Origin of the sequence: Wolbachia endosymbiont (group B) of Athalia cordata, from assembly GCF_947251845.1 — a bacterium.
Taxonomy (GTDB): domain Bacteria; phylum Pseudomonadota; class Alphaproteobacteria; order Rickettsiales; family Anaplasmataceae; genus Wolbachia.
The window spans coordinates 371097-384545 of sequence record NZ_OX366383.1 but is presented as its reverse complement, the minus strand read 5'-3'; the positions used below and the strand labels follow the sequence as shown (position 1 = coordinate 384545).

Here is a 13449-nt window from a genome sequence, read left to right as displayed (position 1 = left end):
TCAGCTTGGGGGTCATATATGTCAAGAAGATTTAAAAATACTGTAGGAAAAAAAAGATCAATCAATAAAGAAAAAAGGAATAGATGGATTAGTATTGAATCAGAATTGCGAGATGTAGAACAAAACAGAACAATATATTTTCTATTGGGAGGAGGTGATTTAAAACTTAAGTATGTATGTATGCTTGACGATACATCTTATCGTATTCTTGTTGCTGAAGGAGAAATAGTGCATGCAGAAAATCCAAAAGTGATGATTGATGATATTGTTTCTGATCTCAAGAGTGGGAAAATACGAAGTTATAAAAGATATAATGCCAAAGAGTTTTATGAAAAGTATCTCAAAGAGTTTTTGAGTAATGAGAACTTGCAAAAGCTGGAAGCTGGTGATATTGAAAATACAACAGCAGAACTACCAAACTTAAAACAAGTAATGGAAGAAATGAAAAAATCAAACGCTAGCAATGGAATTACAATGCGAAATATAGAAAGTGTTCAAAATACGACGAATATTTTGGGTAATCCTATGATTCATGATACAAACTTGAGAGAGTTTAAATTATTGGAAACACCTTCAAACGAGAAAAATAATATAGTGTTCACAGTAGGTATGTTAGCAGTAACAGTAGCTTTGGTAGCAGCTATCGCAGCAGCTGTACCATTTAAATGTTGGTTTTATAATAGAAAAAATAAAAGCCATAGTAGTGCTAAGGAAGAAACTCCATCTAGTTATTTATTAAGTGCAATAACTTTAGAAAGTGGAACTAATTCTATTCGTTAGCCAAAATATTGCAAAAATAGAATTTTTTTATTTCACAGTTTCATCATTTAATAATTTTTATGCTCTAATTATTATACTTAATTTATCATTACCTGTTGTGTAAACAGGATGAGAATCTTCAATAATCTACATCCTTTAGTAAGAAAAAATCAATACATTCACGATAAATTTACCTCATATCTGTGTTTTATATGTGGAATTTCGAATGGAAAATTATGCAGGCAAAGAAAGAAGAATAGTGAATATAGTTACTCAACATTGGAGTGATATAAAAGGATCAGATAGAGAATGGCCAGAAAGACATGAAATAGACACTGCAGAAATCATGGAGTCATGGCAGCATTGTTTTATCATTGAAGTTAAAGATCGAGGTTATATTTGTGAAAATGCAGGAGAAAAAGCTATTGAATTTTATGGTTTTGAAAAAAAGATGTACATCGATAATAAATATGCAATTGATGCACCATTTTTGCGGCTATATAAAATAGATGCAGTTATTGATAAACTTGAGACTATAATAGAAAGTAAATGCCCAATTAACGAAGAGGAAGAAAGTGAAAGTGTTAAAATGAGGCAAGTATTGTTGCCAATTGGAGATAAAGAAGGTATAACACATATACTGGGTGTGATTACATTCAAGCTGCTTTAAAATACAATTTTAATTTGATTTTTTAATAAAGTTATCTATACTCATACTTAATTACTAATAAAGAACTAAATAGTGGTGTTTGTAAATTTGTTTAGAATATGACGAAAATAAAATTAAAAACCAAATCTTCTGTCAAAAAGCGCTTTCACCTTACAGCTAAGGGTAAAGTCATCTCTACTCAGTCAGGTAAAAGACATGGTATGGTAAAGAGAAGTAAATCTAATATTCGTAATCAGCGTGGTACGACGATTCTTAGTAAATCTGACTCGCGTATAGTTAAGCTTTATATGCCTTATGGTATTTAACAAAATGGAGGTAAAATAAAAATGGCTCGAGTAAAACGTGGAGTCACTACTCATGCTCGTCATAAAAAAATATTGAAACTAGCAAAGGGTTATAGAGGACGGGCAAAAAATTGTTATAGAATTGCATTACAAAGAGTTGAAAAAGCACTCCAATATGCTTACAGAGACAGAAGAACCTGTAAACGTGATTTTCGTGGTTTGTGGATAATACGTATTAATGCAGCAGTAAGAGAACATGGACTTACTTACGGTAGATTTATGCATGGTCTTAAACTTGCTGAAATTGATTTAAATAGGAAAATTCTTGCTGAGATGGCTGTTAATCATAAGGATGATTTTGCTAAATTAATAGAAATTGTAAATAGTAAGTTAGCTTAAAGCAAAAACACCATGAGAATTATTTTCATGGGGTCACCGGAGTTTGCTGTTGGTGCGTTAAACTTACTATTGAAATTACAGAGTGAAATAGTGGCAGTATATACCAAAGCTCCAAAACCTTCTGGACGTGGGCAGAGGTTAACAAAATCCCCAGTACACATCGTTGCTGAAAAAAGTGACATAGAGGTATGTACTCCTGCCTCTTTAAAATCTTCGATAGAGCAAGAAAAGTTTGGAAATTTTAAGCCAGACGTTGCAGTTGTTGCTGCGTATGGATTGATACTTCCAAAAGAAATTTTAAATATTCCCAAATATGGTTGTATTAATATTCATCCATCATTACTGCCTAGGTGGCGCGGTGCAGCTCCGATACAGCACACAATTTTAGCCGGAGATCAAGAAACCGGAGTTAGCATTATGCAGCTAGATGAAGGATTAGATTCTGGCCCTATTTTAAAACAGAAAAAATTTCTTATTGAAAAAAGCGATAATTATAAGACGTTGTATGATAAATTGTCTGAATTAGGTAGTGATTTACTGCTGAAAGTACTAAACGAAATTGAAAAGCAAGTTCCCTTAAAACAGAGCGATAACGATGCGTGTTATGCTGACAAAGTAAAAGACTATAAAATTTACGCAAGTGACGCCTGTGAAATTGCTTATAGAAAGGTTAAAGCATTTTATCCAAAAGCATTCATTAAGGTAGAGAACAAACGTATCAAGATACTTGATGCTGAATTTGAAGCCTTCACTTCAGGACAAGGTGAGATCATTAATGATAATATGCATATAAGTTTAAAAGGTGGTACTTTAATTCCTAAAGTTGTACAAATGGAAGGAAGAAATCCTTGCGATATTAAAGATTTTGTTCGTGGCTTAAAATCAAGTTTAACAAAAAAATTTATAGAATAGACTACTTTGAAGGGAGGGTGAGGAGAGCTAAAGCAACTTCTACAATTTGGTATTCCGCTGCTTGTTAGCGGAATCTACAACAAGATACCGCGTTTTGGTGTACGAACATTGCAATTTGCAGGTAATTTGAGTAGTAGATGGTCAGTGCTTGACACTGGAATCCAGTTTCTATTACCTGGTGTGCTCATTTAAAGTGAAGTTTTCTGGATCCCAGTGTCTGGGCACTGGGATGACATCTTTCTTGGTCTCTTGTATCACAATGTTCGTACAGCTATGTGCTTGTTAGCGGAATCTACAACGAGATACCGCAGTGGTATGACGTAGTAGCTATATATAGACAAATTTTCTTTTCTTAGATATAATCTTAAGAAACCTTCCATATGAAAATTAAAAGAGCTTTAATATCAGTATACGATAAGACAAATATAATTGAACTTGCATCGTTTTTGATGCAGCAACAAATAGAAATTCTCTCAACAGGGAATACTTATAAAGTGCTATCAGGTGCGGGAATAAAAACACAAGAAGTTTCAGATTACACACAATTTCCAGAAATACTAGATGGCAGAGTGAAAACTTTACATCCTAAAATTCATGGAGGAATACTCTGTGATCGAAAAAGGCACGAAAAGGAAATGCAGAATCTAGAAATTAAGCCGATAGATCTGCTTATAACTAACTTATATCCATTTTGGAAAACGGTTAATAGCAACTCAAGTGAGAAGCAAATCATAGAACAAATAGATATAGGTGGAGTAGCATTAATTAGAGCTACAGCAAAAAACTTTCATCTCACTTCAGTGATTTCTAGCATTCAAGATTACGAAACACTGAAAGCTGAGATGATCAAAAATAACAATCAGACAACATTAGAATATAGAAAACATCTAGCAACTAAAGCATTTGCTCTGACTGCACAGTATGATTCTAATATTTACAATTGGTTTTTATCACAGGGTAAAAGCAATGAGTTACCAGAGTTTTTTACTTTATATGGATGTAAAGCACAAGGACTCAGATATGGTGAAAATCCTCATCAAAAAGCTGCATTTTATAGCAATAAATTTAGCAAATATCCACTGGAGAAAATACATGGAAAAGAGTTGAGCTATAATAATATAGTCGACATAGAGTCTGCACTTAACATAATTTCTGAGTTTCAAGAACCTTCAGCAGTGATAATAAAGCACAATAATCCATGTGGCGCTGCTGTTAGTGATAGTGCTTTAAAAGCATATGAAAAAGCTCTATCATGTGATGAAATAAGCAGTTTTGGTGGAATAGTTGCTTTCAATCGGGAGATAGATTTCAAGCTAGCAGAGAAATTAAACGAGATATTTTTGGAAGTGGTGATAGCACCATCGGTAAACAAAGAGGCACTAAAAATTTTACAAAAAAAGAAAAATTTAAGAGTGATTATTCATCAATCTCTTCAGCAAAATGCAAAATATCAAATCAAAAATGTTGTTGGCGGGTTCTTAGTGCAAGAAAATAATAACCATACAGTAAAAGTAGAAGAAATAAACCGAGTGACAGAATGCACTACAACAAAAAAAGAGAAGGAAGATCTTATTTTTGCTTGGAAAATATGTAAACATGTAAAATCCAATGCAATAGTGATAGCAAAAGACGGTTGTGCTATTGGCATCGGTGCAGGACAAACAAGCAGAATAGATAGTGTGAATATTGCAGTAAAAAAAGCAGGTGAAAAATGTAAAGGCGCAGCGCTTGCTTCAGATGCATTTTTTCCATTTCCAGATAGTATAGTAGAAAGTGCAAAGCATGGAATTACAGCTATAATTCAGCCAGGTGGCTCATTGAAAGATCAAAACGTGATAGCAGCTGCAAATGAGAATAAAATTGCCATGTTTTTCACTGATGTTCGTAACTTTCTCCATTAAGCTTTGTATCCTGTCAAAATTATACCCACACAGGGCTTTGTTGCATAGCAGCTTATAGGTATGAAAATTGTAGTAAATTTATGTAGTGACTTTAAACTCAACTATACCTATCTGTAATTGTAAGCTGTACTCTTGAGCTCCTGATGCGATTTATAGCAAATCCTAAAATGCCTTGCTGTTTTTCCTTATAGACATTCAGCTTACCTTGTACATTAGTCTATCTGGATGACATTTTACTTTTTCTAGAATATAATAATTCCCTAGAAATTACCCTACTCAATTCTATTGTACCTTGTTTAACATTGAAACATGAGTCTGAAATCTAGAAATTTTTTAAGAACAAAAGTTATTCTAAGTTTTTGTTGGTAAGAAAAACTGGATTACAGCTCCATGCACTGGAATGATATCTAGGTCTAAAGTCTACATAAAAATCGTTTACAATCGGCGTTCAATGTGATAAGTTGAAAGCAGTTTATTCCTCGGTAGCTCAGTGGTAGAGCAGTTGGCTGTTAACCAATTGGTCGCTGGTTCGAATCCGGCCCGGGGAGCACTATTTTATACAATCTGTACATTTCACTTTTAGCCCAAAATTCACTACTTTTTTTTTGTCTATTAAACAGACAAAACGTGTGAAGTTATATAGGTTTAAAGCCTTTACTGTCAAAATGCAAAGATGTCTGCGCTTCACTTAGCTTGCTATCTGGCTCCTCTCCTATTTTTCTTTTATTACATTTCCTTTTTAATTGAGGAAGGACATTTTTTGGCAATGTTTCATCAATACTGCAATAATTGTAAATGAGCGAAGTAAGACGCACCAAATTTCCACTCGCCAAAGTCTGTACATCTCTGTAATTAATGCTGTTATCATATACTTTAAGTGTAATAAGATTTTTAAGGTTTTCACTTGCTGCTAAAGCCTCTGCACCTTCATTACTGATTTCATTCCATCCTAAACTCAGTAAAGTAAGCTTTTGAAGGTTTCCACTTGCTAAAGCTTTTGCCCCCCTATCGCCAATTTTATTATCATATAATTTAAGCTCAGTAAGACTTGTAAGATTTCCACTGGTTAAAGCCTCTACATCTTCATCACCAATTCCGTTTCCTCCTAAATCAAGCGAAGTAAGATTTATAAGATTCCCGCTTGCTAAAATCTTTACATATTCTGTAACAACATAACTGCAACTTAGATCAAGTGAAGTAAGATGAGAAAGCTGAGCTAATTCTTTTATAACCTCATAATTAATTTTTGAACATCGTAAAATAAGTCTTGTAATGTTTGTATTGCTTTTTAAAAAGTTTACTAATCTATCAACATTAATTATAGCAGCTGATGTTGCTAAAGTATTACCCTTTACATATTGACTATAACTCATTTGACCTCACTATTAAAGCTATGCAAGTGTTTTAGTAAACACTTCAGCAACTGTCAATCACTTTAATAAAATATTTTATGAAAAACTTCATATACCATTGCCTCCAAGCAGCTTTTTATATCTCTTATTTTAACACAAAAGTTGTGAGAAGAGTTTGTTTTTGGTATCATCGGAGGTTCTCGATGATAACTTTTATATGAACTTTAAATCAGTCGTTTTATGTATATTAGATGGCTGGGGTAATGGAATAGAAAATAGTAAATACAACGCTATTAGCAATTCAAATCCACCTTGTTGGCAACATATTAGCTCTAATTATCCAAAGTGCAGTTTATCTGCCTGTGGAACTGATGTTGGATTACCAGAAGGCCAAATAGGCAATTCAGAAGTTGGTCACATGAATATTGGTAGCGGTAGAGTGGTAATGCAAAGCCTTCAGCGTATTAATCAAGCAATCGAAACGATAGAAAATAATGCAAATCTACAGAATTTTATTAATGATCTAAAAAGTAAGAATGGCATATGCCATATAATGGGATTGATATCAGATGGCGGTGTTCATTCGCATCAAAAGCACATTTCAGCTTTAGCAAACAAGATATCACAGCGCGGAATTAAAGTTGTAATACACGCATTTTTAGATGGCAGAGACACACTGCTAAATTCAGGGAAAAGATGCATTCAAGAATTTACAGAAAGCATAAAGGAAAATGATATAAGAATCGCCACTGTCTCTGGGCGTTATTATGCTATGGACCGTGATAATAGGTGGGAAAGAACAATTGAAGCTTATGAAGCCATCGCATTTGCAAAGGCGCCTCGTTATGATGATGCAGTATCGCTTATTGATGAAAATTATCAAAATAATATAACCGATGAATTTATCAGGCCCGCAATAATAGGCGATTATCAAGGTATAAAACCAGAAGATGGATTGCTATTGGCTAACTTTCGTGCTGATCGAATGATACAATTGGCAAGTATTTGTCTTGGTAAAGCAGGCTATACTGAAGTGGCAAAATTCTCTTCAATTTTAAGTATGATGCAATATAAAGCGGACTTAAAAATCCCTTATCTCTTTCCTCCTGAATCTTTTGCCAACACTTTGGGACAGATAATAGAAGACAATAAACTACGGCAACTGCGCATTGCTGAAACTGAGAAATATGCGCATGTGACTTTCTTTTTTAATTGTGGAAGAGAAGAACCTTTTTCTGGTGAAGAAAGAATACTCATTCCTTCACCAAAAGTTAAAACTTATGACCTGCAGCCTGAAATGTCAGCCTTTGAGCTCACAGAAGAGCTTGTAAAAAAAATTTATTCTCAAGAATTTGCGCTGATAGTTGTAAACTACGCTAACCCTGATATGGTGGGACACACAGGTAATATAAAAGCGGCCGAGCAAGCTGTGCTCGCTGTAGATGATTGCCTTGCAAAAGTACTCAGCGTTGTCAAAGAAGTGGGTAATACTGCACTCATTGTTACAGCAGACCATGGTAATGTGGAATGTATGTTCGATGAAGAAAATAACACACCTCACACAGCGCACACTCTAAATAAAGTTCCATTTATTATATCTTGTGAAAATTTAAAACTGAGAGATGGAAAATTATCTGATATTGCTCCTACTATTTTACAGCTACTTGGACTTAAAAAGCCAAACGAGATGACAGGTAGTTCGTTAGTGCGTTCCATGTTGCTATAACTCTATTGTTAAGGGTTGAGGAAATAAAACACTGTGTATAGAAGATAGCATATCTATTTGCTGCTCTAAATGATCATGCTCAGCTTCCACATTAGAGTACCGAATATTATTCTTCCCTACATATACAGATAAAGAACCATCATCTTCAACTGCTTTGTTATTTTGCAATACTATATTAAAAATTTCTTTCTGTTTTAAAGCATCGAACCAATCTTCAACTGTCGTATAGAAAAACTCACCCGTTCCACTTTCCGGACACACTTCTGGAGAAATCTTTAGCACATCATGAGAAAGTGGTGGAGAAAAATAGCTCTTGAATGAGTAGCTGGGAGAATTGTAGTTATTGTGCAGAGCGATAACGTGATCTTGACCAGGAAGTAAAAAATCTAAAATTCTTTCTGCAAAGTTTCTAACAGCTCTCAAAGCATCTTCTGAAACACTGCCAAACTCTCTTAAGCTAGCTTCTGCACCTACATCATCAAACATGCGATTGGGATCGAATTCATACCGCTCACCATTTAAGTAAAATTCTACATTACGCGGAGTACCATCACCATGAGTAATGTATAGCATTCTTCCACCAAACTGCTGGAGTATATGCTCACCAGCCCCTTTTGAAGTTACTTCATTTTGATGCACATTAATAAAATTGATCCCACTTGTATCGCTACTTTTAATAAAAAGCTTAACCGTGGTATCACCCAACGCTAGATCATATTCTTTAGTGTCGATGTTTGACATTCCGCTGCTATCAATAATCAAAGCAAAAAATAGTACAAATTTTACTTTATGTTAGTTATAAGCTTTTATTTTTAAATTTTTTGCTGTCAACATTAATGATTCATCAAAGAAGCTATTAATATCACCAATACTATCTATATTTTTCACACTAATAGATTGGTCAATTCTTTTAACTAGATTAGATAAAACTTTGTTAGGGCCAACTTCAACAAACTTATTAGTGCCATGGCTTATCATATATAAAACCATCTCTCTCCATCTTACTCTACTTACAACTTGCTTAGCGAGCAAAGCTCTTATGATCTCTGGATCACTTTCTTCCTTAGCTGTAACGTTTGATACAAAAGGAATCGAAGGGCGAGTTATGTTGATGCTTTTTAAAAATTCCAGAAGTTTTTCATCAGCAGGTTTCATAAAAGATGAATGAAAAGGCCCACTAACTTGTAATTTTATCATTTTCTTGACACTTGAGTTTTTGAATAAATCAGGTAAGACCTCAAGAGCCTCTGCAGTACCACTCACCACTACCTGCCCACCACCATTATCGTTTGCAATTTCACAATCAATTTGAGCTGATTTTAATATACCTTCTACTTCACTTATTTCTGCTCCAAGTAGAGCAAACATTCCACCTTTGCATTTTAGTGAAGCTTCATGCATTGCTTCGCTACGAACTTTTAGCAATTTGACTGCAGACTCAAGCGTCAATGCCCCTGCAGCACACAGCGCTGTATACTCGCCAACTGAATGCCCACAAACATACTGAACATTGTGAAGAGATTTACCAAGCACATGCTCCATAACACGTAGCGTTGCAATTGACACCGCCATTATAGCTGGCTGAGCGTTTTCCGTGATGGTTAATTTCTCAATAGGGCCATTGAAAATCAAATGAGACAGCTTTCTACCCAATATGTCATCTACTTCATCAAATACGTTCCTTGCAACTGAAAATTCATCATATAAACTCTTTCCCATTCCTACAAATTGGGAGCCCTGACCAGGAAAAGCAAAAATCATAAAAAATTTTTCATTCTTCATTGAGAATACTACTTTATTTATTTTTTGTCAATATTTCACAATAATGATTGACCAAATGAACCAGATTCACTAAAATCTTAGCTGGTAAGAAATTTGTAAGAACAATGGCAGAAATCGATTATCACAAAGTTACTATAGTTATGACAGATGGTCAAGAGTTTGAAACTTATTCCACTTATGGAAAAGAAGGTCAAAGAATAAAGCTTGATAGAGATCCTCTTACTCATCCTGCATGGACTGGAAGTTTGACAAGCGGTTCAGGGGAGAAGGATAGTAAAATAGCTAAGTTTAATGATAAATACGGGAGTTTTTTTTAGTTCCTCCCCTCTTTATTTAACATGTATAAATATAAAAATGTAGGCTATATTGCTTCTTCGCTACCCAAGTCTCAGGAAGTATCTAAACTACTACAGAAACTCAATTTTATCAATATAGCAGAAGCAGGTAAGCATGAAGTTGATCTGCTGATAGTTGTTGGTGGCGATGGTTTTATGCTACGCACCCTACACAACTACGTCATAGGAAATAAAGATATACATGTGTATGGAATAAATACCGGTAACGTCGGATTTTTGATGAATAAATGCTTTGAAGATCTAATTGATCATATAGAACATGCAGTTCCTACTCAGCTAACTTTACTAAAAATGGAAGCCACAGACATAAGTGGCAAAAAACACCGTTACATCGCAGTAAATGAAGTGTATGTCTTTAGAAATGCAAATCAAATAGTAGAGATGAATATTACCATTAATGATAAGCTAAAAGTAGAAAAATTCAGAGGGGATGGCATAATATTGTCTACCCCAACAGGTAGCACTGCATATAACTTCTCTGCCGGTGGGCCAATCTTACCACTTAATTCAAATTTATTTGCACTTACTTCCATAAATAGTTACTACCCAAGGCATTGGAATGGAGCGCTAATCTCAAATGATACAATAGTGCAAATTGATATCAACGACGTGGAAAATCGTCCAGCACTTGTAGTATCAGATTACAAGGAATTTCCTGATATATCGCAGATAAAAATGCAGAAAGATCACGAAAACACAGTCACTCTACTTTTTGACAAAGATTGCCCTTTGAATGAAAGGATCTTTGATCAGCAGTTCTTATACTAATATTTATTCTTAAATTAGTATTCACTATATCTTAATAACTATAGCGTAATCAACATAACATTGTAATTAATTTTGGAGCGAATATGCCTGGATCAGCAAACGTAGGAAACGTCAGAACAACTGAAAGAGGTGGAATAGAACAAACAATTCCACCACAACCACAACCTCGCAAAACAACGAAACAAACAAATGGTGAAAATGAAATTTTACAACATACAAGTTCGGCTAGCGAATCAAGTTCTTATGAAGAAAGGCAAGAAGAATCGAATGTGAACAGTTCAGAACCTCTTTATGCATCCATAGAGCAAAATACAGAATCTCCAAAAAAGAGTTCAGATAGTGTATCAGTTAGCAGATCACCTTCTCAAGAAACAGTATACAGCGAACCTTGGAATAGTCAAAAAACATTAGAAAATTTAAAAGAAAGAGTGAAGGCAAATCCAACTCCTCCACCATCATATCACACAAATGGCTCTGAAGAATCTTTCCTTGGAGATAATAAAAAGACAAACAGATTTTTACAGAAAGTAAAATATACGATGCAAAAGAAGAAAGTTACAATGCCTTTTGTAGGCCTTGTTACGGCGTGTTGTATTACAGCAATCGTTTTAGCTGTGAAGCAAAGAGAATTCATTGGATTCATCGGCAGCATAAATCCTGTTACTATATTTGTCGGAGTATTAGCGTCTTGTTTAGTCTTGGGAATTACGTGGGAACTTATGCAAGCAGTCCGTACTAAGGAGCACAAGATTACAGAAAGAGATACCAAAAAAGTTTTAGATGAGATATCAAATACACTTTCAAAAGACAAGAAATGCATCAAGTCTTTGGTATTAAAATATAGCAACGGTAATCGTGTTTACTTTACGTTTCACTCTCTTCCAGAAAAAGCAAAAAGTAATTCAAACATCGTAGAACTTACAGGCCAGCCAATCTATTACAAGAGTAAAGTAAATTCATTAATCAATGATAGAATATGGCTTCCTATCTTAGGAACAGTTCTTATTACTGGAAACATAACCTTCCCTTTAGCACTTTATTCAACAGGTGGTTTGAGCAACATAGTAAGTTCATACACAAATCCTACTATTTACTGGCCAATCGTTGCAATTTCAGGCACTCTACTGCTTTTCACTTTAGCTTGCACAATTCATCATTGGAGCAAAACTGATTTTAAAGATTACTTGTTATTAGATACAAAAGATGCTAATAGTGAAAATCCTAATGAAACAGCTAATGAAACAGCTATTAAAACTGTAAAAAGCAGTCAAGAAAAGATTAGTTCAAAATTGTTACAAGTAGTTGCTGAACGATGTGGCCATCCAGATATTACTTATATTATTAATTAAATCTGGCTCGTACTTCTTTTTATCGCTATTCCAGTACTGTAACTGCAACGTTTTGAAGATTTACACTTGCTAAGACCTTGCTATTTTGATAGCTTGAGATGATGACAAGGAAGGGGTTTGTTTATGAAAAAAGGTTTAATATTTATATCTTTAGTAGCGGCTTTATTGATAGTCGTTAATTTTTTATATAAAAATAGCGGAATTGATGATTCACAAGTAGTAAACGTTTATTCATCACGTAAAGAAGAATTAGTACATAGTTTGTTTGATGATTTTACAAAAACCACTGGCATTAAGGTACGTTATATCATTGACGATTATTCCCAATTGCTTTCACGCATGGAAAATGGTGGTGAAGCTGATTTGTTTTTAACTGCAGATGCAGTGAATTTGATTTTAGCCAAAAAAAGAGGGCTCTTATCTCAAGTGGATTCAGAGACTCTAAAAAATGCCATACCTGCAAAATTTAGAGATAATGAAGATTATTGGTTTGGTCTCACAAAAAGAGCTAGAATATTGGTTTACAATAAAGAATCAGTAGATCCTAAGGAATTAAGTACCTATGAAGATTTAGCGAATGAAAAATGGAAAGGGAAAATATTAGTACGCTCTTCCACAAGTCCATATAACCGATCTTTGATCGCTTTTATGATTGCAAAAAATGGTTTTGAAAAAACAAAAGAATGGGTGAGTGGAATTGTAAGCAACATGGCAAGAAAACCAAGCGGTGGTGACACAGATCAAATTTATGCTGTAGCCGCTGGTGAAGGCAATGTTGCAATAGTAAATAGCTACTACTTTGCAAGAATCCTTTCATCAGAAAATAAAAAGAATATCACAGAAAAGTTAGGAGCTTTCTTTCCGAGTGATGGTGTAATGGTGAATATTAGTGGTGCAGCAGTAACAAAAAACGCAAAACACAGAGAAAATGCCATAGCTTTATTGGAGTTTTTTGTAAGCAAACAGGCTCAAGAGCTATATGCTAAAAAAAATCAAGAATATCCTATTGTTGAAGGTATTGAAACTTCTGATGTGTTAAAATCTTGGGGAAATTACCTACAAAGTACTCTGCCTATAAGTGAGCTTGAGAAGCATCTCTTTGAGGCTGTTATGATAGCAGATGAATGTAAGTGGAAATAAAATTTTATAGCTTCCTTCTACTTTACTTTACAGTTGTGTAATTGAAATTAA

The 13449-nt window shown here is 34.4% G+C and carries 14 protein-coding genes, 1 tRNA gene and 1 pseudogene; 12 read left to right on the top strand and 4 right to left on the bottom strand.

Annotated elements, in window-relative coordinates; translation table 11 throughout:
* Window positions 1-18: 18 nt before the first annotated feature.
* From OPR30_RS01895 to fmt, 5 genes are all read left to right on the top strand, one after another.
* Window positions 19-780 carry a hypothetical protein gene (locus OPR30_RS01895; protein WP_264374978.1) on the top strand — a complete coding sequence of 254 codons (762 nt, stop codon included), beginning with the start codon at window positions 19-21 and terminating at the stop codon, window positions 778-780.
* Between the two features lie 205 nt (window positions 781-985).
* Window positions 986-1429 (top strand): PAS domain-containing protein, encoded by a 444-nt coding sequence (locus OPR30_RS01890; protein ID WP_264375720.1) that lies wholly within the window; start codon window positions 986-988, stop codon window positions 1427-1429.
* Between the two features lie 98 nt (window positions 1430-1527).
* The gene (rpmI, locus tag OPR30_RS01885) at window positions 1528-1734 is read left to right on the top strand and encodes a 50S ribosomal protein L35 (RefSeq protein ID WP_010402777.1); all 207 of its coding nucleotides are present in this window, start codon (window positions 1528-1530) and stop codon (window positions 1732-1734) included.
* Window positions 1735-1755: 21 nt separating this feature from the next.
* Window positions 1756-2112, top strand: coding sequence for a 50S ribosomal protein L20 (gene rplT / locus OPR30_RS01880; RefSeq protein WP_063630562.1), 357 nt, complete (start codon window positions 1756-1758; stop codon window positions 2110-2112).
* Between the two features lie 12 nt (window positions 2113-2124).
* Window positions 2125-3024, top strand: coding sequence for a methionyl-tRNA formyltransferase (gene fmt / locus OPR30_RS01875; protein WP_064085375.1), 900 nt, complete (start codon window positions 2125-2127; stop codon window positions 3022-3024).
* A gap of 87 nt (window positions 3025-3111) precedes the next feature.
* Here the strand turns inward: fmt and OPR30_RS06405 are convergent.
* A pseudogene (locus OPR30_RS06405) lies at window positions 3112-3252 on the bottom strand (WPE palindromic element domain-containing protein); the annotation flags it as partial.
* 152 nt (window positions 3253-3404) lie between these two features.
* Between OPR30_RS06405 and purH the strand changes: the two are divergent.
* Together purH and OPR30_RS01860 are read left to right on the top strand one after the other, a co-directional pair.
* Window positions 3405-4925 carry a bifunctional phosphoribosylaminoimidazolecarboxamide formyltransferase/IMP cyclohydrolase gene (purH, locus tag OPR30_RS01865; protein WP_265030986.1) on the top strand — a complete coding sequence of 507 codons (1521 nt, stop codon included), beginning with the start codon at window positions 3405-3407 and terminating at the stop codon, window positions 4923-4925.
* Between the two features lie 476 nt (window positions 4926-5401).
* A tRNA-Asn gene (locus OPR30_RS01860) sits at window positions 5402-5473 on the top strand.
* Between the two features lie 87 nt (window positions 5474-5560).
* On the opposite strand, the gene OPR30_RS01855 is transcribed toward OPR30_RS01860, so the two are convergent.
* Window positions 5561-6298: a leucine-rich repeat domain-containing protein gene (locus OPR30_RS01855; protein WP_265030985.1), complete on the bottom strand. Its 738-nt coding sequence runs from the start codon at window positions 6296-6298 to the stop codon at window positions 5561-5563.
* A 196-nt stretch (window positions 6299-6494) separates the two neighbouring features.
* On the opposite strand from OPR30_RS01855, the gene gpmI reads away from it, so the two are divergent.
* Entirely contained in the window at window positions 6495-8003 is a 1509-nt protein-coding gene (gene gpmI, locus OPR30_RS01850; protein WP_264374975.1) for a 2,3-bisphosphoglycerate-independent phosphoglycerate mutase, read from the top strand.
* Here gpmI and OPR30_RS01845 read toward each other — a convergent pair.
* Together OPR30_RS01845 and fabD are read right to left on the bottom strand one after the other, a co-directional pair.
* Window positions 7998-8744, bottom strand: coding sequence for a hypothetical protein (locus OPR30_RS01845; RefSeq protein ID WP_007302088.1), 747 nt, complete (start codon window positions 8742-8744; stop codon window positions 7998-8000). The genes gpmI and OPR30_RS01845 overlap by 6 nt on opposite strands.
* A gap of 51 nt (window positions 8745-8795) precedes the next feature.
* A complete protein-coding gene (fabD, locus tag OPR30_RS01840) occupies window positions 8796-9764 on the bottom strand; it encodes an ACP S-malonyltransferase (protein WP_265031108.1) in 969 nt (322 codons plus the stop codon).
* Between the two features lie 125 nt (window positions 9765-9889).
* On the opposite strand from fabD, the gene rpmE reads away from it, so the two are divergent.
* The 4 genes from rpmE (at window position 9890) to OPR30_RS01820 (ending at window position 13398) form a co-directional block, all read left to right on the top strand.
* Complete coding sequence (gene rpmE, locus OPR30_RS01835) at window positions 9890-10102, top strand: 50S ribosomal protein L31 (RefSeq protein ID WP_052264949.1); 213 nt, start codon at window positions 9890-9892, stop codon at window positions 10100-10102.
* Between the two features lie 21 nt (window positions 10103-10123).
* On the top strand, window positions 10124-10909 hold the full coding sequence (locus OPR30_RS01830; RefSeq protein WP_265030984.1) for an NAD kinase: 786 nt from the start codon (window positions 10124-10126) through the stop codon (window positions 10907-10909).
* Between the two features lie 83 nt (window positions 10910-10992).
* Window positions 10993-12258: a hypothetical protein gene (locus OPR30_RS01825; protein ID WP_265030983.1), complete on the top strand. Its 1266-nt coding sequence runs from the start codon at window positions 10993-10995 to the stop codon at window positions 12256-12258.
* A gap of 123 nt (window positions 12259-12381) precedes the next feature.
* The gene (locus OPR30_RS01820) at window positions 12382-13398 is read left to right on the top strand and encodes a Fe(3+) ABC transporter substrate-binding protein (RefSeq protein WP_007302093.1); all 1017 of its coding nucleotides are present in this window, start codon (window positions 12382-12384) and stop codon (window positions 13396-13398) included.
* Window positions 13399-13449 lie beyond the last annotated feature (51 nt).

Excerpts from the sequence above, each read along its gene's own strand:
- OPR30_RS01895 (WP_264374978.1), top strand. The coding sequence starts at position 19 with ATGTCAAGAAGATTTAAAAATACTGTAGGAAAAAAAAGATCAATCAAT.
- OPR30_RS01890 (WP_264375720.1), top strand. The coding sequence starts at position 986 with ATGGAAAATTATGCAGGCAAAGAAAGAAGAATAGTGAATATAGTTACT.
- rpmI (WP_010402777.1), top strand. The coding sequence starts at position 1,528 with ATGACGAAAATAAAATTAAAAACCAAATCTTCTGTCAAAAAGCGCTTT.
- rplT (WP_063630562.1), top strand. The coding sequence starts at position 1,756 with ATGGCTCGAGTAAAACGTGGAGTCACTACTCATGCTCGTCATAAAAAA.
- fmt (WP_064085375.1), top strand. The coding sequence starts at position 2,125 with ATGAGAATTATTTTCATGGGGTCACCGGAGTTTGCTGTTGGTGCGTTA.
- purH (WP_265030986.1), top strand. The coding sequence starts at position 3,405 with ATGAAAATTAAAAGAGCTTTAATATCAGTATACGATAAGACAAATATA.
- OPR30_RS01855 (WP_265030985.1), bottom strand. The coding sequence starts at position 6,298 with ATGAGTTATAGTCAATATGTAAAGGGTAATACTTTAGCAACATCAGCT.
- gpmI (WP_264374975.1), top strand. The coding sequence starts at position 6,495 with ATGAACTTTAAATCAGTCGTTTTATGTATATTAGATGGCTGGGGTAAT.
- OPR30_RS01845 (WP_007302088.1), bottom strand. The coding sequence starts at position 8,744 with ATGTCAAACATCGACACTAAAGAATATGATCTAGCGTTGGGTGATACC.
- fabD (WP_265031108.1), bottom strand. The coding sequence starts at position 9,764 with ATGATTTTTGCTTTTCCTGGTCAGGGCTCCCAATTTGTAGGAATGGGA.
- rpmE (WP_052264949.1), top strand. The coding sequence starts at position 9,890 with ATGGCAGAAATCGATTATCACAAAGTTACTATAGTTATGACAGATGGT.
- OPR30_RS01830 (WP_265030984.1), top strand. The coding sequence starts at position 10,124 with ATGTATAAATATAAAAATGTAGGCTATATTGCTTCTTCGCTACCCAAG.
- OPR30_RS01825 (WP_265030983.1), top strand. The coding sequence starts at position 10,993 with ATGCCTGGATCAGCAAACGTAGGAAACGTCAGAACAACTGAAAGAGGT.
- OPR30_RS01820 (WP_007302093.1), top strand. The coding sequence starts at position 12,382 with ATGAAAAAAGGTTTAATATTTATATCTTTAGTAGCGGCTTTATTGATA.